At 62.4% G+C, this 18,111-nt stretch carries 18 protein-coding genes; 12 read left to right on the top strand and 6 right to left on the bottom strand.

Going from position 1 to position 18,111, the window contains the following annotated elements; translation table 11 throughout:
* Positions 1 to 176 precede the first annotated feature (176 nt).
* The 4 genes from QMO82_RS23105 to QMO82_RS23090 all read left to right on the top strand — a co-directional run bounded on the left by QMO82_RS23105 (position 177) and on the right by QMO82_RS23090 (position 5,583).
* Positions 177 to 1,124: an ornithine cyclodeaminase family protein gene (locus tag QMO82_RS23105; RefSeq protein WP_183608374.1), complete on the top strand. Its 948-nt coding sequence runs from the start codon at positions 177 to 179 to the stop codon at positions 1,122 to 1,124.
* On the top strand, positions 1,121 to 3,586 hold the full coding sequence (gene hrpB, locus QMO82_RS23100; protein WP_183608375.1) for an ATP-dependent helicase HrpB: 2,466 nt from the start codon (positions 1,121 to 1,123) through the stop codon (positions 3,584 to 3,586). Before QMO82_RS23105 ends, hrpB begins: the two co-directional genes overlap by 4 nt.
* A 22-nt stretch (positions 3,587 to 3,608) precedes the next feature.
* Entirely contained in the window at positions 3,609 to 4,937 is a 1,329-nt protein-coding gene (locus tag QMO82_RS23095; protein WP_183608376.1) for an ActS/PrrB/RegB family redox-sensitive histidine kinase, read from the top strand.
* A gap of 67 nt (positions 4,938 to 5,004) precedes the next feature.
* Positions 5,005 to 5,583 (top strand): ActR/PrrA/RegA family redox response regulator transcription factor, encoded by a 579-nt coding sequence (locus QMO82_RS23090; RefSeq protein ID WP_183608377.1) that lies wholly within the window; start codon positions 5,005 to 5,007, stop codon positions 5,581 to 5,583.
* Between the two features lie 12 nt (positions 5,584 to 5,595).
* On the opposite strand, the gene QMO82_RS23085 is transcribed toward QMO82_RS23090, so the two are convergent.
* Positions 5,596 to 6,090 (bottom strand): MmcB family DNA repair protein, encoded by a 495-nt coding sequence (locus tag QMO82_RS23085; protein WP_097617726.1) that lies wholly within the window; start codon positions 6,088 to 6,090, stop codon positions 5,596 to 5,598.
* A 180-nt stretch (positions 6,091 to 6,270) separates the two neighbouring features.
* Between QMO82_RS23085 and QMO82_RS23080 the strand changes: the two genes are divergently transcribed.
* Complete coding sequence (locus QMO82_RS23080) at positions 6,271 to 6,954, top strand: L,D-transpeptidase (protein ID WP_183608378.1); 684 nt, start codon at positions 6,271 to 6,273, stop codon at positions 6,952 to 6,954.
* Between the two features lie 70 nt (positions 6,955 to 7,024).
* Here QMO82_RS23080 and QMO82_RS23075 read toward each other — a convergent pair whose 3' ends face one another.
* The 5 genes from QMO82_RS23075 to hslV all read right to left on the bottom strand — a co-directional run bounded on the left by QMO82_RS23075 (position 7,025) and on the right by hslV (position 13,831).
* Positions 7,025 to 9,193 carry a malate synthase G gene (locus QMO82_RS23075; protein ID WP_183608379.1) on the bottom strand — a complete coding sequence of 723 codons (2,169 nt, stop codon included), beginning with the start codon at positions 9,191 to 9,193 and terminating at the stop codon, positions 7,025 to 7,027.
* A gap of 85 nt (positions 9,194 to 9,278) precedes the next feature.
* Positions 9,279 to 10,691 carry a cytochrome P450 gene (locus QMO82_RS23070; protein ID WP_183608380.1) on the bottom strand — a complete coding sequence of 471 codons (1,413 nt, stop codon included), beginning with the start codon at positions 10,689 to 10,691 and terminating at the stop codon, positions 9,279 to 9,281.
* A 47-nt stretch (positions 10,692 to 10,738) separates the two neighbouring features.
* Positions 10,739 to 11,686 carry a DUF1402 family protein gene (locus QMO82_RS23065; RefSeq protein ID WP_183608381.1) on the bottom strand — a complete coding sequence of 316 codons (948 nt, stop codon included), beginning with the start codon at positions 11,684 to 11,686 and terminating at the stop codon, positions 10,739 to 10,741.
* A gap of 190 nt (positions 11,687 to 11,876) precedes the next feature.
* Positions 11,877 to 13,184 (bottom strand): ATP-dependent protease ATPase subunit HslU, encoded by a 1,308-nt coding sequence (hslU, locus tag QMO82_RS23060; RefSeq protein WP_183608382.1) that lies wholly within the window; start codon positions 13,182 to 13,184, stop codon positions 11,877 to 11,879.
* Positions 13,185 to 13,303: 119 nt separating this feature from the next.
* Positions 13,304 to 13,831, bottom strand: coding sequence for an ATP-dependent protease subunit HslV (hslV, locus tag QMO82_RS23055; protein WP_183608383.1), 528 nt, complete (start codon positions 13,829 to 13,831; stop codon positions 13,304 to 13,306).
* Positions 13,832 to 14,008: 177 nt separating this feature from the next.
* Between hslV and hisB the strand changes: the two genes are divergently transcribed.
* The 7 genes from hisB to hisF are packed head-to-tail and all read left to right on the top strand — an operon-like array spanning position 14,009 to position 18,109.
* Positions 14,009 to 14,617 (top strand): imidazoleglycerol-phosphate dehydratase HisB, encoded by a 609-nt coding sequence (hisB, locus tag QMO82_RS23050; protein ID WP_183608384.1) that lies wholly within the window; start codon positions 14,009 to 14,011, stop codon positions 14,615 to 14,617.
* Positions 14,618 to 14,639: 22 nt separating this feature from the next.
* Positions 14,640 to 15,125 carry a DUF2628 domain-containing protein gene (locus tag QMO82_RS23045; RefSeq protein ID WP_183608385.1) on the top strand — a complete coding sequence of 162 codons (486 nt, stop codon included), beginning with the start codon at positions 14,640 to 14,642 and terminating at the stop codon, positions 15,123 to 15,125.
* A 2-nt stretch (positions 15,126 to 15,127) separates the two neighbouring features.
* Positions 15,128 to 15,778 carry an imidazole glycerol phosphate synthase subunit HisH gene (hisH, locus tag QMO82_RS23040; RefSeq protein WP_183608386.1) on the top strand — a complete coding sequence of 217 codons (651 nt, stop codon included), beginning with the start codon at positions 15,128 to 15,130 and terminating at the stop codon, positions 15,776 to 15,778.
* A 52-nt stretch (positions 15,779 to 15,830) separates the two neighbouring features.
* Positions 15,831 to 16,013, top strand: coding sequence for a hypothetical protein (locus QMO82_RS23035; protein WP_183608387.1), 183 nt, complete (start codon positions 15,831 to 15,833; stop codon positions 16,011 to 16,013).
* Positions 16,010 to 16,567 (top strand): hypothetical protein, encoded by a 558-nt coding sequence (locus QMO82_RS23030; RefSeq protein ID WP_183608388.1) that lies wholly within the window; start codon positions 16,010 to 16,012, stop codon positions 16,565 to 16,567. The genes QMO82_RS23035 and QMO82_RS23030 overlap by 4 nt, the downstream gene beginning before the upstream one ends.
* 6 nt (positions 16,568 to 16,573) lie before the next feature.
* Complete coding sequence (gene hisA / locus QMO82_RS23025) at positions 16,574 to 17,320, top strand: 1-(5-phosphoribosyl)-5-[(5-phosphoribosylamino)methylideneamino]imidazole-4-carboxamide isomerase (protein WP_183608389.1); 747 nt, start codon at positions 16,574 to 16,576, stop codon at positions 17,318 to 17,320.
* Positions 17,321 to 18,109 carry an imidazole glycerol phosphate synthase subunit HisF gene (hisF, locus tag QMO82_RS23020; protein ID WP_003583297.1) on the top strand — a complete coding sequence of 263 codons (789 nt, stop codon included), beginning with the start codon at positions 17,321 to 17,323 and terminating at the stop codon, positions 18,107 to 18,109.
* Positions 18,110 to 18,111 lie beyond the last annotated feature (2 nt).

The raw sequence follows: 18,111 nt of genomic DNA, 5'->3' as shown, positions 1-18,111 counted from the left end.
AAAATCTGCCGCCGATCGGGCGGTTTTGAGGATTCGTTTTCACCGAATTCCCAGGGAATGGGTTCGGCGATGGAGACAATCCCTATATGGGGAGCCTGAGCGGGAATTCCAGGTCGCTTGCCTATGGTATGTCTCACTCGCTAGTTTGGCGGCGAAGAACGATACGGGAGTGAAGAATGCTTGTCCTCGATGAAGCACAGACGCGCGCAGCCCTGCCCTGGCCGGAGTTGATCGAGGCAATCGCCCGCATGTTCCAGAGCGAATGCGTGATGCCGGTGCGCCATCACCACGAGATGGATGTGCCAGGGGAGGAGAGCGCCACGCTGCTGCTGATGCCGGCCTGGGTTCCCGGATGCTATGCCGGGGTGAAGACAGTCTCGGTCTTTCCAGGCAATGTGCGCCGGGGCCTGCCGGCGATCTTCGGAACCTATCTTCTTTCCTCCGGCGCCACCGGCGAGATGCTGGCCGCGATCGACGGCGGCGAACTGACAGCACGGCGGACGGCGGCGGCATCGGCGCTGGCGGCCAGCTATCTCGCCCGTCCCGACGCGGAGGAGATGCTTGTCTGCGGAACCGGACGGTTGTCGCTCAACCTGATGTTTGCCCATGGCACGACCCGGCCGATCAAGAGGTACCGGGTCTGGGGCCGCAACGGCCAAGCGGCGGAAAAGATCGCGGCCGAAGCGCGGGCGCTCGGTCTCAATGCCGAGGCGGTCGCGGATACGCAAGCCGCGGCACGCACGGCCGACATCATTTCCTGCGCCACGCTTTCCGGCGAGCCGCTGATATCGGGCGAATGGCTGAAGCCCGGCGCCCATCTCGATCTCGTCGGCGCCTTCAAGCCGAGCATGCGCGAAAGCGACGACGAGGCTATCCGCCGCGCTTCGGTCTATGTCGATACCCGCGCCGGCGCCATCAGCGAGGCGGGCGACATCGCCCAGCCACTGAAAAGCGGCGTGTTGAAGGAAAGCGACATAAAAGCGGAGCTTGCGGAGCTCGTCAGCGGCGCCCGTGGCGGGCGAAGCAATGATGCTGAGATCACGCTATTCAAGTCGGTCGGCGCCGCACTGGAGGATCTCGCCGGCGCCATTCTTGCCTATGAGACAGTGACGGGCCGCCAGTGACCTTCAGTGCATCATTGCCGGATCTCCCGGTTTCCCATGTCCTGCCGGCCGTCGGTGCCGCCTTGGTCGAGCGGGGACGCGCCGTTCTTTCCGCGCCGCCCGGCGCCGGCAAGACGACGCTGGTGCCGCTTTACCTGCTTGACCAGGCCTGGCGCGGAAACGGCAAGATCATCCTGCTGGAGCCGCGGCGGCTGGCGGCGCGGGCAGCGGCAAGCCGGATGGCCTCGCTCATCGGCGAAGAAGTCGGCGGCACGGTCGGCTATCGCATGCGTCTCGATAACCGGATATCCGCAAGGACGCGGGTCGAAGTGGTGACCGAAGGGGTATTTGCCCGGATGATCCTCGACGATCCGGAACTGACCGGTGTCTCGGCGGTGATCTTCGACGAATTCCACGAGCGTTCGCTCGATGCCGATTTCGGGCTGGCGCTGGCACTCGACGTCCAGTCGGCACTGCGCGAGGATTTGCGTATCCTCGTGATGTCAGCGACCCTCGACGTCGACCGTGTGGCCGCCCTGCTCGACCATCCCCCCGTCATCGAAAGCCTGGGGCGCAGCTTTCCGATCGATATCCGCTACCAGGACCGGCCGGGCGGCGAACGCGTCGAGGATGCCGTCACGCGGGCGATCGTCGACGCGCATGCCGATGAGACCGGCTCGATCCTCGCTTTCCTGCCCGGCCAAGCGGAAATCACCCGGACGGTCGAACGTCTGCAGGGACGATTCGGAACCGAAACGCTGATTGCGCCGCTCTACGGCAATCTCAGCCAGAAGGACCAGGATGCGGCGATCCGCCCGGCATCCAAGGGAACGCGCAAGATCGTGCTGGCGACCTCGATTGCCGAAACGTCGATCACCATTGACGGCGTCAGGATCGTGATCGACAGCGGGCTGCAGCGCCTGCCGGTGTTCGAGGCGTCGACCGGGATCACGCGGCTGGAGACGGTGCGTGTGTCGCGGGCGTCCGCCGATCAGCGGGCCGGCCGCGCCGGACGAACGGAACCGGGTATTGCCATCAGGCTGTGGCATCAGGGCCAGACGGCGGCGCTGCCGGCCTTCACACCGCCGCAGATCCTGTCCAGCGATCTCTCGGGGCTGGTGCTCGATCTCGCCCATTGGGGCGTCCAGGATCCCACGTCGCTTGCCTTCGTCGATCAACCGCCGGAAACGACACTGAGGGAAGCCCGGGCGCTGCTTGGCCAGCTCGGCGCGCTCGACAAGGACGGAACGCTGACAGCGCGCGGCAAGGTGATGCGTGACCTCGCCTTGCCGCCGCGGCTTGCCGCCATGGTCGTCTCGGCGGGAGAAGCCGGGTACGCCAGGGATGCGGCGATGATCGCCGTGCTTCTCACCGAACAGGGGCTTGGCGGAACGAGCATCGATATCGAGGACCGGCTGCGCCGCTTCAAGGCCGAGCGCGGCGAAAGAGCCGAGGCTTCACGGCGGCTGGCGGGGCGGCTGGCGAGCGGTCTCGACAGCGTTGCCGCAACGGCGCCGGCGCTGGCAGGCCAGCTGCTGCTGCATGCATTCCCGGATCGAATCGCGCTTCAGCGCGGCGGGCGTGGCCGATTCGTGATGGCGAACGGGCGCGGTGCGGAGCTGCCGGAAACCGAGAGGCTGGCCGGCAGCCAGATGCTTGTCATCGCCGATCTCACCGGGCGGGCGGCGCAGGCGCGGGTTCTGGCAGCAGCCGAGGTGACGCGCGGCGACATCGAAGCCGAGCTGCCCGGCGAGATCAAAACCGGCGATCAAATCTTCTTCGACCGGCAAAGCCGGCAAGTCAGGGCGCGGCGGGCAACCCGGCTCGGTGCGATTGTCTTCGAAGAGACGCCCTTGCCGCGACCTTCCGGGGCTGCGGTCACCCAGGCCCTGGTGGAGGGAGTGCGCGAGCTGGGGCTGGATCAGCTTGCCTTCTCGAAGGAGGCCGTGCAGCTCCGCGAGCGGATCGGCTTCCTTCACCGGACGATCGGCGAGCCTTGGCCTGATGTCAGCGACGGCGCCCTGCTTTCCCGGCTGGACGAGTGGTTCGCGCCCTTTCAGACCGAGGCCCGCGGACTTTCCGAGATTTCCGCAGCCGGGCTTTCGAACGGTCTGCTGTCTTTAGTGCCGCACGAGTTGCAGCGCGACCTTAGCCGGCTTGCGCCGACCCATTTCGAAGCGCCGACCGGTCAAAGGCATCCGATCCAATATGAGGGCCAAGAGCCGGTGCTGACGATCCGCGTGCAGGAGCTGTTCGGGTTGACGCAGCACCCGGCGATCGCCGGAGGCCGCCTGCCGCTGCTGCTCGAACTCACCTCGCCGGCGCACCGGCCGATCCAGACGACACGCGACCTGCCGGGCTTCTGGGCCGGCTCGTGGAGGGATGTGCGCGCCGATATGCGCGGTCGCTATCCCCGGCATCCCTGGCCGGAGCGGCCCGAAGAGGCGTTGCCGACGACACGGGCAAAACCGCGTGGTACATGAGAGCCATTCAGGGAGCCCCGGCATGATCGACAAGCCTGGCATGATCGACAAGACGGAAAGCCATACGCGGGAGGACCGGCACAGCAGCCGCAGGCTGCGTTTGCAGACGCTGGTGCGGCTGCGCTGGCTGGCGGTCGGCGGACAGGCGCTAACGGTCTTCATCGTGGCCTTCTGGCTGAAATTTCCCTTGCCGCTGATTGCCAGCTCTTCGCTGATCGCCGCGCTCGCCTGGGTGAATTTCTACCTGACGATCCGCTATCCGCCGACGCATAGGCTGGAGGCGCCGGCCGCCTTCGCTCTGCTCGGCTTCGATCTTCTGCAGCTCTGTGCGCTGCTCTTCATCACCGGCGGTCTTGCCAATCCTTTCGCAGCGCTCGTCTGCGTGCCCGTCATCATCTCCTTTGCCTCACAGCCGATCCGTTACAGCACGGCGCTGATCGGCTTTGCGATGGTCTGCATCACGGTGCTTGCCTTTTCGCCCTTTCCGCTGCCCTGGTTCGACGGCGTCGAGATCAACGTCCACAACGTCATGCAGTTCGGTGTCTGGTGCTCGATCGCCTCGACGATGGCGTTTGCCGCCTTCTATGCCTATCGGGTGTCGATGGAAGCGAGCCAGCTTGCCGATGCGCTGGCGGCGACCGAACTGGTGCTGCAGCGGGAAAAGCACCTTTCGCAGCTCGACGGGCTTGCCGCGGCTGCCGCACATGAACTCGGCACGCCGCTTGCGACGATCAGCGTCGTCGCCAAGGAAATGGAGCGCGAACTCAAGGACGACGATCGTTTCCGCGAGGATGTGATGTTGCTGCGCAGCCAGAGCGAACGCTGCCGTGACATCCTGCGGCGGCTGACGACACTCTCCTCCGAAGGCGAAGCCCATATGCGCCGGCTGCCGCTTTCCTCGATGATCGAGGAGATCGTCGCGCCGCACCGGGAATTCGGCATCACGCTCGAGCTGATCGAAAAAAGCCCACGCAAGGACGAGCCGGTGACCGACCGCAACGCCGGCATCATGTACGGGCTCGGCAATCTGATCGAAAACGCCGTCGATTATGCGCGGGAGAAAGTGATCGTCACCGTCGAGCACGATCACGACAAAGTTCTGATCGTCATCGAGGACGACGGTAATGGTTATGCGCCTGACATTCTGACGCGGATCGGCGAGCCTTATGTGACCAAGCGGCAGAAGGAGGATACGGCTGGCGGCCTCGGGCTTGGACTTTTCATCGCCAAGACGTTGCTGGAGCGCTCCGGCGCATCGCTGGTTTTCGAGAACCGCGACCCGGAAAGTGCGGGTGCACGCATCCGAATCGAATGGCCGCGCATGCTGATCGACGCAAATTCGACAAAATGACTTTGTCGGCATAAACAGGAAAGAGCGGTTGACGGAGTTCGTGCGCTCAACCGCCGGGGCCGAGACGATGACAGAACAGAATCATGACAATTTCGCCGCGTCCGATGAAGACCATATCGGTCCTGACGCCAGCCTGCTGATCGTCGACGACGACGGACCATTCCTGCGCCGCCTGGCCCGGGCGATGGAGACGCGCGGTTTCGACGTGGAGACGGCCGAATCAGTGGCGGAAGGCGTCGCAAAATCGAAAGGCCGCCCGCCGAAATATGCGGTGGTCGATCTCAGGCTCGGCGACGGCAACGGGCTCGACGTCATCGAAGCCATCCGCCAGCGGCGCGACGACACGCGAATCATCGTCCTGACCGGCTACGGCAATATCGCAACGGCGGTGACGGCGGTGAAGCTCGGCGCCGTCGACTACCTGGCAAAGCCTGCGGATGCCGACGACGTGTTTTCGGCGTTGACGCAGCGGCCGGGCGAAAAGGCGGAGCTTCCCGAGAACCCGATGTCGGCCGACCGGGTGCGCTGGGAACATATCCAGCGGGTCTATGAAATGTGCGAGCGCAACGTCTCCGAAACGGCGCGCCGGCTCAACATGCATCGGCGGACGCTGCAGCGCATCCTTGCCAAACGCGCGCCGAAATAAGCAGGCGCAGCATCAGACATCGTCCACGGTAAACGGCTTCCCGCTCGCCCATTCGGCCATCATCAGCCGTTGCGCGGCGGCGCGCGAGAAATTGAGTGTGACGGATTTTCGTGTGGCGGGCGCCATGCGGTGTTCCGGCGCCTCGCGAATCATATGCGCGCCATAACCATCCGAGAGGAAAAGCCCGCACTCCTCGGGAAAGATGTCGAGCGGCACATCCTTATGAGTCGCGAAGAACAGGCGGTCGCAATGCAGCCTGTATTCCGGCCATTTGCGATCCACCCTGAAATCCTCGATCGACGTCTTGATTTCGATAATCCAGACCTCGCCCTTTTCCGAAACCGTGATCAGATCGGCACGGCGGCCGCTCGCCAGCGGCAGTTCGGGCAGCACAGCATGGCGCATTTCATGCAGCAAAATCTGCGTTCCCCGCCGCACCATCATGGCCCTGTCCGATTGCCGGCCGTCGATTAACGGATTGTTATTGTAAACGCTCAAAATCGTCATGGATAACCATCGCAGGGGCTGGCGTGTTGTTGCAAAAAAACCATGCGCTTCTAGTTTGCGCGGCAGACGGATTTGCCGCGCTGCAGTAGCCTTGCAAAGCGCAAGTTAATCGAAAATAAACCATAATCAACGATGGTCGAAAGACTGTTCTCCTTGCCCCCAAAACTTCAAGAGTTATCTATGCGCATCCGCAATGCATTCCCTGTATTTGGCCTGCTGACGACGCTCGCTCTGGCCGGTTGCTCCACGAGCTCAGACAGCGCGTCCGTCGACAACAAGGGCGCAGGTCCGACAGTACAGACGGCCCAGATCTTCGATGACGCCTACGGCGTGACGAAGGATGCCGGATACTCGCTGCCGGCGATCCCGATCAGCCGGGTCAAGCCGCAGTTCCGCCGCCAGGTTGTCAACTACGAGACCACCGAGCGTCCCGGCACGATCATCGTCAACACGCGCGAGCGCTTCCTCTATTACATCCTGGCCAACGGCAAGGCGATGCGCTACGGCATCGGCGTCGGCAAGCAGGGCTTCGCATGGGCCGGCACCGCCTACGTCGCCTGGAAGCAGGAATGGCCGACCTGGCACCCGCCGAAGGAAATGGCTGTCCGCCGTCCTGATGTCGCCAAATACGTCGAAGACGGCATGGGCCCGGGTCTCAGCAATCCGCTCGGCGCACGCGCCATGTATCTCTTCAACGAGGACGGGAAGGACACGCTGTTCCGCCTGCACGGCACGCCGGAATGGGCCTCGATCGGCACCGCCGCTTCCTCGGGCTGCATTCGGCTGATGAACCAGGACGTCATCGACCTCTACAGCCGCGTCCGTCCCGGCAAGGGCACGTCCAAGGTCATCGTCATCCAGTAAGCTAGATATCGAATTCGGTATAAAAAAGGCCGCCGGGACTGTCGTTCCGGCGGCCTTTTCATATGCTCCGTTATGTCTGCTGCGCCTTGAGTTCGAGGCGGCGGCGGTGAAGCACCGGCTCGGTGTAGCCGTTCGGCTGCTCCCTGCCCTTCAGGACGAGATCGAGGGCGGCCTGGAAGGCGATCGAGCCGTCGAAATTGCCGGCCATTGGCCGATAGGCGGGGTCCTGCTCGTTCTGCCGGTCGACGACGGCGGCCATGCGCTTCATCGTTTCGACGATCTGAGCCTCGGTGACGACCTTATGATGCAGCCAGTTCGCCATGTGCTGGGCCGAGATGCGCAAGGTGGCGCGATCCTCCATCAGGCCGACATTGTTGATGTCGGGCACCTTCGAGCAACCAACACCCTGATCGACCCAGCGCACGACGTAGCCGAGGATGCCCTGGGCATTGTTGTCGAGCTCGCGCTGGATTTCCTCCGGCGTCCAGTTCGGCCGCACCGCTACCGGTACGGAGAGAATATCCGAGAGCTTGGCGCGGGCCCGGTCCTTCAATCCCTGCTGGACTCGGGCGACATTGACCCGGTGATAATGGGTGGCGTGCAGGGTGGCGGCCGTCGGCGACGGCACCCAGGCGGTGTTGGCGCCGGCCTTCGGGTGGGCGATCTTCTGTTCCAGCATCGCCGCCATCAGATCCGGCATCGCCCACATGCCCTTGCCGATCTGGGCATGGCCGGCAAGGCCGCATTCGAGGCCGATGTCGACATTCCAGTTCTCATAGGCCGAAATCCAGGCCGCCTGGCGCATATCGCCCTTGCGAATCATCGGGCCGGCTTCCATCGAGGTGTGGATCTCGTCGCCGGTGCGATCGAGGAAGCCGGTATTGATGAAGACGACGCGCTCACGGGCGGCACGGATGCATTCCTTGAGATTGACCGTCGTGCGGCGCTCCTCATCCATGATGCCCATCTTGATGGTGTTGCGCGCCAGCCCAAGCGCATCTTCGACCCGCGAGAAAATCTCGACGGCGAAGGCGACTTCCTCAGGCCCATGCATCTTCGGCTTGACCACATACATGGAGCCGGCGCGGGAATTCTTCCGCCGGCCGGCCGGGCCGATATCGTAAAGCGCGATCAGGCCGGTGATGACAGCATCCATGATGCCCTCAGGCACTTCATTGCCGTCGCGATCGAGGATCGCCGGATTGGTCATGAGGTGGCCGACATTGCGCACCAGCATCAGCGAGCGGCGGTGCAGCTCGAAGGAGCTCCCGTCCGGACCGGTATATTGCAGATCCGGATTGAGCTTGCGCACGAAGCTCGTCCCGCCCTTTGCCACCTCCTCCTGCAGATCGCCTTTCATCAGGCCGAGCCAGTTGCGATAGACAGTGACCTTGTCCTCGGCATCGACGGCGGCAATCGAATCCTCGCAGTCCATGATGGTGGTGATTGCCGATTCCAGCCAGACATCGGAAATATGAGCCGGATCGGCTTTCCCGATCGTCGTTGCCGCGTCGATGACGATTTCGATGTGAATGCCGTTGTTCTTCAGGAGAATATGGGTCGGGGCGGCGGCATCGCCGCGATAGCCGGCAAAATGCCCGCCATCCTTCAGCATGGTCTGCTCGCCATCAATCGATCTGATGGCCAACGCTCCATCCTTGACGACCAAGCTGCCGACATCCTTCCAGCTGCTATCCTGCAGCGGTGCTGACGTATCGAGGAAATCGCGCACCCAGGCGATAACCTTCTCGCCACGCTTCGGATTGTAGCTCTTGCCCTTTTCAGCGCCGTCAGTTTCGGGAATGGCGTCGGTGCCATAGAGCGCATCATAGAGCGAGCCCCAGCGGGCATTGGCAGCGTTCAGGGCGTAGCGGGCATTCATGACCGGAACGACCAGCTGCGGGCCGGCGATCGAGGCGATCTCCGGATCGACATTTTGGGTCGAAACCTGGAAGTCCGATCCCTCCGGCAGGAGATAACCGATTTCGCGGAGGAAGGACTGGTATTCGTCCATATCGGCAGGCGCGCCATGCAGGCGATACCAGTCGTCGATCTTGACCTGCAGCTCGTCGCGTTTTGCCAGCAGCGCACGGTTCTTCGGGGCGAGGTCGTGGACTACAGCCGAAAAATCGGCAAAGAACTTATCCGCATCGACCGCCAGACCCGGCAGCACCTCCTTGACGAGGAAATCATGAAGGACGGTTTCGACGGCAAGACCGTTCTTATCAACGCGGCTCATGCGGCATTCTCCCTGGCAACAACTTTGAATGCTGCCACTTTGCGCGGCTTTCATTCACAGTCAATTCCGCAATAATTCGAAAGATTTATGCTTTCGTGGAAATTATGCGCGGCGTGACGCGCATCGGCAGCCCGTTCTGCGGCTGCGTCGTCAGTTTCTGCACCGGCCAGGGATGGGTCTGACCGGTGGAATCGAAGCGATAGCGATGCATCAGGACGGCAAGGGCAATCACCGCCTCCTGAAGCGCAAAGGTTGCGCCGATGCAGACACGCGGACCGGCGCCGAAAGGCAAGAACTGGAAGCGGCCGATAGAGCCGCGATTTTCCGGCAGGAAGCGCTCGGGCATATAGGCGCGCGGCCTGTCCCAGTGAAGTTCGTGGCGATGCAGCGTCCAGGGCATGATGAGCACCGTGACATCGGCCTCGATCTCGACCCGCTCGCCCTTTGCACTCGTCCAGGAATCATCCGATATGGCGGCGCGATTGATCGATGGCGCCGGCGGGTAGAGGCGCAAAGCCTCCTCGAAGGCGGCGCGCGTCTGCGGCATCATATCCAGCCATTCCACCGGTTCGGCCTCCGTGGCGAGCACCGCGTCGATTTCTTGTTCCATCGCCTCGCGGATATGCGGGCTGTTCGATACGCAATAGAGCGTCCAGGCCAAGGCCCGCGCCGTGGTCTCATGCCCCGCGCCGATGAAGGTCAGAATATTGTCTTCGATTTCTTCCTTCGTCAGCCCGTCGGGACCGGCCTGTTCCAGCAGCAGCGTCAGGAAATCCTCGGGCGCGGTGCCGCGATCCGTCTTCATCTTTGCGAGCCGCATATCCATCGTGTCACGCACGATGGCGCGAAATTTCTCCAGCACTTTCTGACCGCCGATGCGTGTCACACGTGGAACCCAGGACGGAGCGCGCATCAGATCCATCGGATCGATGCGGCCCATGCGATGCAGAAGTTCATTGACGTCGTCGGCGAAATGGCCGCTCGAGGTGACGATTTCACCTGAAAACAGCGTGTCCGCGAGGATAGCGAAGGTCAGCTCGGTCATGTCGGTGCTGATATCGAAAATATCGCCGGTCTCGCCTGCGCTCTCATATTTGCGAACGTAGTCTTCGGACTGGCGCAGCATCTGCCCGGCGAAGCCTTGGGCATGGCGGGGCGTAAAAATAGGCGCCACCGCCTTGCGTGATCTCTTCCAGACCGGACCTTCGGCGGTCAGAAGGCCGTCACGGAGGATCGGACGCAGAACGAGCTGGCGAATGTCCGACATGCGGTAATTATTGGCATTGTCGACCAGCACATGTTTGATCAGGCCGGGATCGTTGACGATCAGGGTATGTTGCCCGAAGAAGCTCGTCTTGATCCAGGGCAGCGTGTACGACGGCTCGCCCCAGAGTTCGAGCGGGTTGCGCAGGATGATGCGGATGATGTCCAGCCGGCTCGGCGGCACGGTGCGCGGCAGCGGTGCCGGCGGAACGAAGGGGTCCGGACGCATGTCCATTGGAAAAGCCTTTCGGGGAAGATCACGTCTTCCCGGCAAGCTTGAAGCTAGAGCAGGCCCTTGAGTTCGTCCAGCTTGTCGTTGATCAGCCAGCCGTAATAATTCTCTTCCGGCCAGGCGGTCGCACCGGCGCCGCGGTTCTTGGCTGCAAGGGCGGCGGCGCGCTGGCGCGAATTGCCGACATTGTACAGCGTCGCCGTCAGGCCGGGATTGCCCGAGATGTCCATGCCGGCGATCTCCTTGTAATCGTCGATCGACCTGCGGATCGAAGCCGCGACGAAAGCCAGCGAGATATCGGGATCCATGATGGACTTGTAGACGGCGCCGGCGTTCTTCTCGTTGAGTTTCGGATAACCGGACACGCGGGAAACGAGATCGGAGAGCATCAGCGCCGTCAACGGATTAACCTGGCCGAGACCGAAGGTCTGGCCGGCATAGAAGGGCTGGAAGAAGACCGCGCTGAAGCGATTGTTGGGGAAGCTCTTACCATCAACCGTCTTGCCGCGGAAATCGCTTTCCCAGACATCTTCGCGGCAGGACCAGAGCGTGTAGGAATCACTCTTGCCCTTACATTCGGCAAATTGCGGCCGCACCACGAAATCGTCGACGTTTTCGCCGTCATAGGCGAAGCGGAAACTTTCCCCGGCATAGGAAGCGGCCTTGACATAATAGGCCTGCAGGCGGTCGTAGGCATCGACATTATAGGTGTGCTCGCCGACGATCGCGCCGACGACATGGATGGGATTGATGCCGTAAGCGCTGGAGACCTTGCGGATCTTGGCCATCAGCTCGTGATCGGTCGCCAGAAGCTCGTGGACCTTTTCATATTTCAGATCGAAGCTGCTCTTGGTGCCCTTGGTGCGCCGGATGGAAGCGCCGGGAATGTCGGGCTGCTCGGCGTGACGGTTGCCCGCCGGCACCGTCTGCATGGCGAAGGCAGGCGCCGAATTCACCAGGGCAACGGCAATCAAAAGGCTTGTCAAAAGGCGTCGCACGATCCGCTATCCCGTCCCGTTCCATCGTCCTGCTTGCGATGCGGCTGACTGGACCAGAATCTTGGCCGAATAAAGCCGGAGCGGAAAACAAAACGGGCCTTCCCTAAAAAGGAAAAGGCCCGCTGTCGAGAGTGGAGTTCGTCACAATCCGGCATTCACATCGGGAAAGACATGGACCGGTGCGCCGATATCACAGAATGAAGCGCGACAGATCGGTATTCTGCGCGAGATCGCCGACATGTTCGCGCACATAGGCCGCGTCGATCGTGATCGCTGTGCCGCCGCGATCCGGCGCGTTGTAGGAAATGTCGTCCAAAACCCGTTCCATCACCGTCTGCAGACGGCGGGCGCCGATGTTCTCGACGGAGGAGTTCAGATGCACGGCGACATCGGCCAGCGCATCGATCGCATCGTCGGTGAATTCGAGGCTCAGGCTTTCGGTTTCCATCAGCGCGCGATACTGGCGGATGAGGCTTGCCTCCGTCTCGGTGAGGATCCGGCGGAAATCCTCCTTGTTCAGCGGACGCAATTCGACACGGATCGGCAGGCGGCCCTGCAGCTCGGGGAGAAGATCCGAGGGTTTGGAGACATGGAAGGCGCCGGAGGCGATAAAGAGGATATGGTCTGTTTTGACAGGCCCGTATTTGGTCGAGACCGTCGTGCCTTCGACGAGCGGCAGAAGGTCACGCTGGACGCCTTCACGGGAAACCCCGGCGCCCATGCCGCCGTCGCGGGCGGCGATCTTGTCGATTTCGTCAAGGAAGACGATACCGTCATTCTCGGTGGAGCGAACGGCCTCGCGCTGGATCACCTCATTGTCGATCAGCTTGTCGGATTCATCGCGGATCAGGTCGCTGTAGGAGGCCTTGACCGTCGTGCGGACCTTCTTAGTGCGCCCACCCATCGCCTTGCCGAACATTTCCGACAGGTTGAGCACGCCGATATTGGCGCCGGGCATGCCGGGTATTTCGAAGCCGCCCATGCCGGAACCGGCATCAGCCACCTCGATATCGATTTCCTTGTCGTCGAGTTCGCCGTCCCTCAACTTCTTGCGGAAGTTTTCGCGGGTGGCGGGCGACGCGGTGGTGCCGACCAGCGCATCGAGAACACGCTCCTCGGCGCTGACATGCGCCTTGGCCTGGACCTCGGCCCGCTTCTTCTCGCGCACCAGGCCGATGCCGACCTCGACCAGATCGCGGATGATCTGCTCGACATCGCGGCCGACATATCCGACTTCGGTGAATTTGGTGGCTTCCACCTTGATGAAGGGTGCGCCGGCGAGTTTTGCCAGGCGCCGCGAGATCTCGGTCTTACCGACACCGGTCGGGCCGATCATCAGAATGTTCTTCGGCATGACTTCGTCGCGCAGGCTGGGGTCCAGCTGCTGGCGGCGCCAGCGGTTGCGCAGCGCAATCGCGACAGCGCGTTTAGCATCATGCTGGCCGATAATGTAGCGGTCGAGTTCGGACACGATCTCGCGGGGGGAAAAAGTCGTCATTGGGTGTCATTCTCCTGGCGGCCCGGGCCATCAGCAGCGCCCGGCCGTAATTCGTCGTTGTTTCGCCAAGTCCTCGAAGGCCTGTCTCGTCTAGGCCAAGCGCCTAGGCGGCATGCGGTTCAGCCTTCGACATCCAAGGATTCCACCACGATGTTGTGGTTGGTGTAGACGCAGATGTCGGCAGCGATATCGAGGGCGCGACGCGCGATCTCTTCGGCCGATTTGTCGGTATCCATCAGCGCGCGGGCGGCGGCAAAGGCAAAATTGCCGCCCGAACCGATCGCCGTCGTGCCATGCTCAGGCTCCAGGACGTCGCCATTGCCGGTGATCGCCAGCGTGATCGACTTGTCGGCGACGAGCATCATGGCTTCGAGATTACGCAGGTATTTGTCGGTGCGCCAGTCCTTGGCGAGCTCGACGGCGGCGCGCATCAGCTGGCCGGGATATTGCTCCAGCTTCTTTTCAAGCCTCTCGAGCAGGGTAAAGGCATCGGCCGTGGCGCCGGCGAAACCGGCGATCACCTCGCCCTTGCCGATGCGGCGCACCTTGCGGGCATTGCCCTTCATGACGCTCTGGCCGAGGCTCACCTGGCCGTCGCCCGCCATCACCACCTTGCCGCCTTTTCGAACTGTAATGATCGTTGTCATCAAACACCTGTCTGCCCTTGACGCGGGCTACTCCACCAGGCCGCACACCGGCCTTGTTGAACCCTATGTAAGTGGGCCGGCGCCGTTTGCAAATGGGCCGGCTTTTCTCTTGCCCGGCTTCTGGATATTTGCCGATGCGCCTGATAAGGAACGGCCTTATTCCCGATGGAGGGCCATATGGCCGAGACCGCAGCAAGCCGCACCGGCAGCGTTTCCCGCAAGACCAACGAGACCTCGATTTCGGTTTCCGTCAATCTCGACGGCACCGGCAAATCGAAGATTTCGACGGGCGTCGGCTTCTTCGACCACATGCTCGACCAGCTTTCGCGGCATTCCCTTATCGACATGGAGATCGAAGCCAAGGGCGACCTGCATATCGACGACCACCACACGGTCGAGGATACCGGCATCGCCATCGGCCAGGCGATCGCCAAGGCGCTCGGCGACCGGCGCGGCATCGCCCGCTATGCATCGATCGATCTCGCCATGGACGAGACGATGACCAAGGCCGCGGTCGATCTGTCCGGCCGGCCGTTCCTCGTCTGGAACGTCGCCTTCAGCGCACCGAAGATCGGCACGTTCGACACCGAACTCGTCCGCGAGTTCTTCCAGGCGCTCGCCCAGAATGCCGGCATCACCTTGCATATTCTCAACCATTATGGCGCCAACAACCATCATATTGCCGAGACATGCTTCAAGGCCGTTGCCCGCGCATTGCGCACGGCGACAGAGATCGATCCGAGACAGGCGGGCCGTGTTCCCTCGACCAAGGGCACGCTCGTCTGAGCCCCTCAAGGGAGCTGCGACCATGACGTCAAGCTATATCTTCTTGACACCGCCCGGCGGCACGAGCGCCACGGTCGAGGAGACGAGGACCATCCGCGACGGCTTCACGTTCCTCGGCTTCCTCTTCCCGTGGCCATGGCTGCTGGCACATCGGCTTTGGCTGCATGCAGCCGTGGCCTTTCTGCTGCAGGGCGTCGGTGGGGCGCTGATGGACGAACCGGGCCTTGGGCCGGCGGGAGCAGCCATCCTGCTGGGCGTGAATGTGCTGGTCGGTCTGGAGGGCCAGAATTTCCGTATCCGCAGCCTTGCTGCCAAGGGCTGGACCGAAGACGCACTCATTGCTGCCGATACCATCGGCATTGCCGAGCAGGTCTATTTTTCGGACAGGGCTGATATCGCACATAGTGACGACAACGCCGCACCGGATTGGGAGAAAAAGGCCCGCCCGAACGGCCCGCATGGCCACGGCACGTCGCTTGGCCTCTTTGGTTTTGATGGAGAACGCTGACGATGCGCGTCGCGATTATCGACTATGGTTCCGGCAACCTGCGCTCGGCGACCAAGGCTTTTGAGCGTGCCGCTCGCGAGGCAGGCATCGATGCGCATATCGATCTCACCGACAGGGCGGAGAATGTTGCCGCGGCCGATCGCATCGTGCTTCCCGGCGTCGGCGCCTATGCCGATTGCCGGCGCGGCCTCGATGCCGTGCCTGGGATGGCCGAGGTGCTGATCGAGGCGGTGGAGAGGAAGGCGCGGCCGTTCCTCGGCATCTGCGTCGGCATGCAGCTCATGTCCTCGCGCGGCCTCGAGAAGACCGTGACGCACGGTTTTAACTGGATTCCCGGCGACGTCATCGAGATGACGCCCGACGATCCCGCGCTCAAGATCCCGCAGATCGGCTGGAACACGCTCGACCTGAAGCGCGAACATCCGCTGTTCGACGGCATTCCCACAGGCTCCCAGGGGCTGCACGCCTATTTCGTCCATTCCTACCATCTTGCCGCCGAAAACGCCGAGGATGTGATCGCAACCGTCGATTATGGCGGCCCGATGACCGCTTTGGTCGGACGCGACAACATGGTGGGGGCACAGTTTCACCCGGAAAAGAGCCAGAAGCTTGGGCTGGCGCTGATCGCCAATTTCCTGCGCTGGAACCCGTAATACCGCCGCCTTATTTCTCCTTTATGGAAACGGCGGAACAGGAGTGCGCTCGATGCGGGAGTCGCGGAAATCAGGCAAGGTGTTCTATACGCTGAGACCCTCCAGAGAAGGCCTGCCTCCCTTCTCCGACATCCGGCTTCCCGACGGAACGATCGTCCGCCGTGTCGATGAGACTGTTCACAAAAGAGCGCTTTCCAATGCAGCCAGGGCATTGAAAGAAAGGCTGGACCGATGATCCATGACTTCCTTGCCGGCAACGAGAATTCCCAGCTGCGCGCCAACGGCATCAGCGCCGGCGACATCACTGAAGCCGTGCTGGAATTCTATATCGAGGGCGAGGACGATCTGATCGGCCTGCTTGCCTACGCACTCTACGAACGGCAAAAGCGCGATTTCGTCCTCAGCTACCGCAAAAGCAATGCCGGCCGTTCACCCAACGAGGCCGAGCTGGCCGCCGTCAGCAGCAATTATCTCTCGACCGACCTGCGCAATACGCTGCGCGACCGCGCTTCGCAGATTCTTTCGAGTTATGCTGAAACCTATGTGGAGGCGATGGAGCCGGAAATTCGTCTCGCCGCCGTCAACAGCGAGGCGCTGCGAAAGGTGCGCGACGTCGAGAAATCGATGAGGAAGCGCCTCGGTTTCTGGCGCCAGGTGCGCGCCGGTTTTACCGTCGCCCTGCTCCTTCTTCTGCTTTTCGGCGCGGCCACCATTGCCGCTGTCTTTTTTCGCTCGGATATCGTAGATGCGTGGAATGCGCTGATGGTACCGACCACTTTACGGACGTAAGACGACATGATCCTTTTTCCCGCGATCGACCTGAAGGGCGGCCAATGCGTCCGCCTGAAGCTCGGCGACATGCAGCAGGCGACGGTCTACAACACCGATCCGGCCGCCCAGGCGAAATCCTTCGAAGACCAGGGTTTCGAATGGCTGCATGTGGTCGATCTCGACGGCGCCTTTGCGGGACATTCGGCCAATGGCGATGCCGTCGAGGCGATCCTGAAGGCGACTGATAATCCTGTGCAGCTCGGCGGCGGCATCCGCACGCTCGATCATATCGAGGCCTGGCTGTCGCGCGGGCTGCGGCGCGTCATTCTCGGCACCGTCGCGGTCCGGAATCCTGATCTGGTCATCGAGGCCTGCCGGAAATTTCCGGGCCACGTCGCCGTCGGCATCGACGCCAAGGGCGGCAAGGTGGCGGTCGAAGGCTGGGCGGAGGCTTCCGAGCTCGGGATCATCGAGCTTGCCAAAAAGTTCGAGGGCGCCGGCGTTAGCGCGATCATCTATACCGATATCGACCGGGACGGCATCCTGGCCGGCATCAACTGGAGTTCGACGCTGGCGCTTGCCGATGCCGTCTCCATCCCCGTCATCGCCTCCGGCGGCCTTGCCTCCATAGAAGACATCAAGCGCATGCTGCAGCCTGACGCGCAGAAGCTGGAAGGGGCGATTTCGGGTCGCGCGCTTTATGACGGCCGGATCGATCCGGCGGAAGCGCTGGCGCTGATCAAGGCCAGTAAGGCAAGGGAGACCGCGTAAATGACCCTCAAAGCCCGTGTCATCCCCTGCCTCGACGTCAAGGACGGCCGTGTCGTCAAGGGCGTCAACTTTCTCAATCTCGTCGATGCCGGCGATCCCGTCGAAGCCGCGAAGGCCTATGATGCGGCCGGCGCCGACGAGCTCTGCTTCCTCGACATCACTGCTTCCTCGGACAATCGCGAGACGATCTTCGATGTCGTGTCGCGCACGGCCGACCAATGCTTCATGCCGCTGACGGTCGGCGGCGGGGTGAGAACCATCGCCGATATCCGCAAGCTGCTGCTGTGCGGCGCCGACAAGGTCTCGATCAATTCGGCAGCGGTCAGCAATCCCGATTTCGTCGCCGAAGCGGCCGACAAGTTCGGTGACCAGTGCATCGTCGTCTCGATCGACGCCAAGCGCCGGCGCACGCAGGCGGTCGGCGGCGACAATCTCAGCGCCTGGGAAATCTACACGCATGGCGGCCGCAACGCGACCGGCATCGATGCCGTCGAATTCGCCCAGAAGATGGTGGCACGCGGCGCCGGCGAACTGCTGGTGACGTCGATGGACCGCGACGGCACCAAGGTCGGCTACGATCTGGAATTGACACGGGCGATTGCCGATGCGGTGCGCGTGCCGGTCATCGCCTCGGGCGGCGTCGGCGACCTCGACGATCTCGTCGCCGGGGTGAAGGAGGGCCATGCCAATGCCGTTCTCGCCGCATCGATCTTCCACTTTGGCACCTATTCCGTCGGCGAGGCGAAGCACTATATGTCGAAGTGCGGCATCGACATGCGTCTCGACTGAAG

Source organism: Rhizobium sp. BT04 (assembly GCF_030053135.1).
GTDB classification, from domain to species: domain Bacteria; phylum Pseudomonadota; class Alphaproteobacteria; order Rhizobiales; family Rhizobiaceae; genus Rhizobium; species Rhizobium binxianense.
The sequence above is the reverse complement of the archived record's forward strand: the minus strand, read 5'-3'. Positions and strand labels throughout refer to the sequence as shown.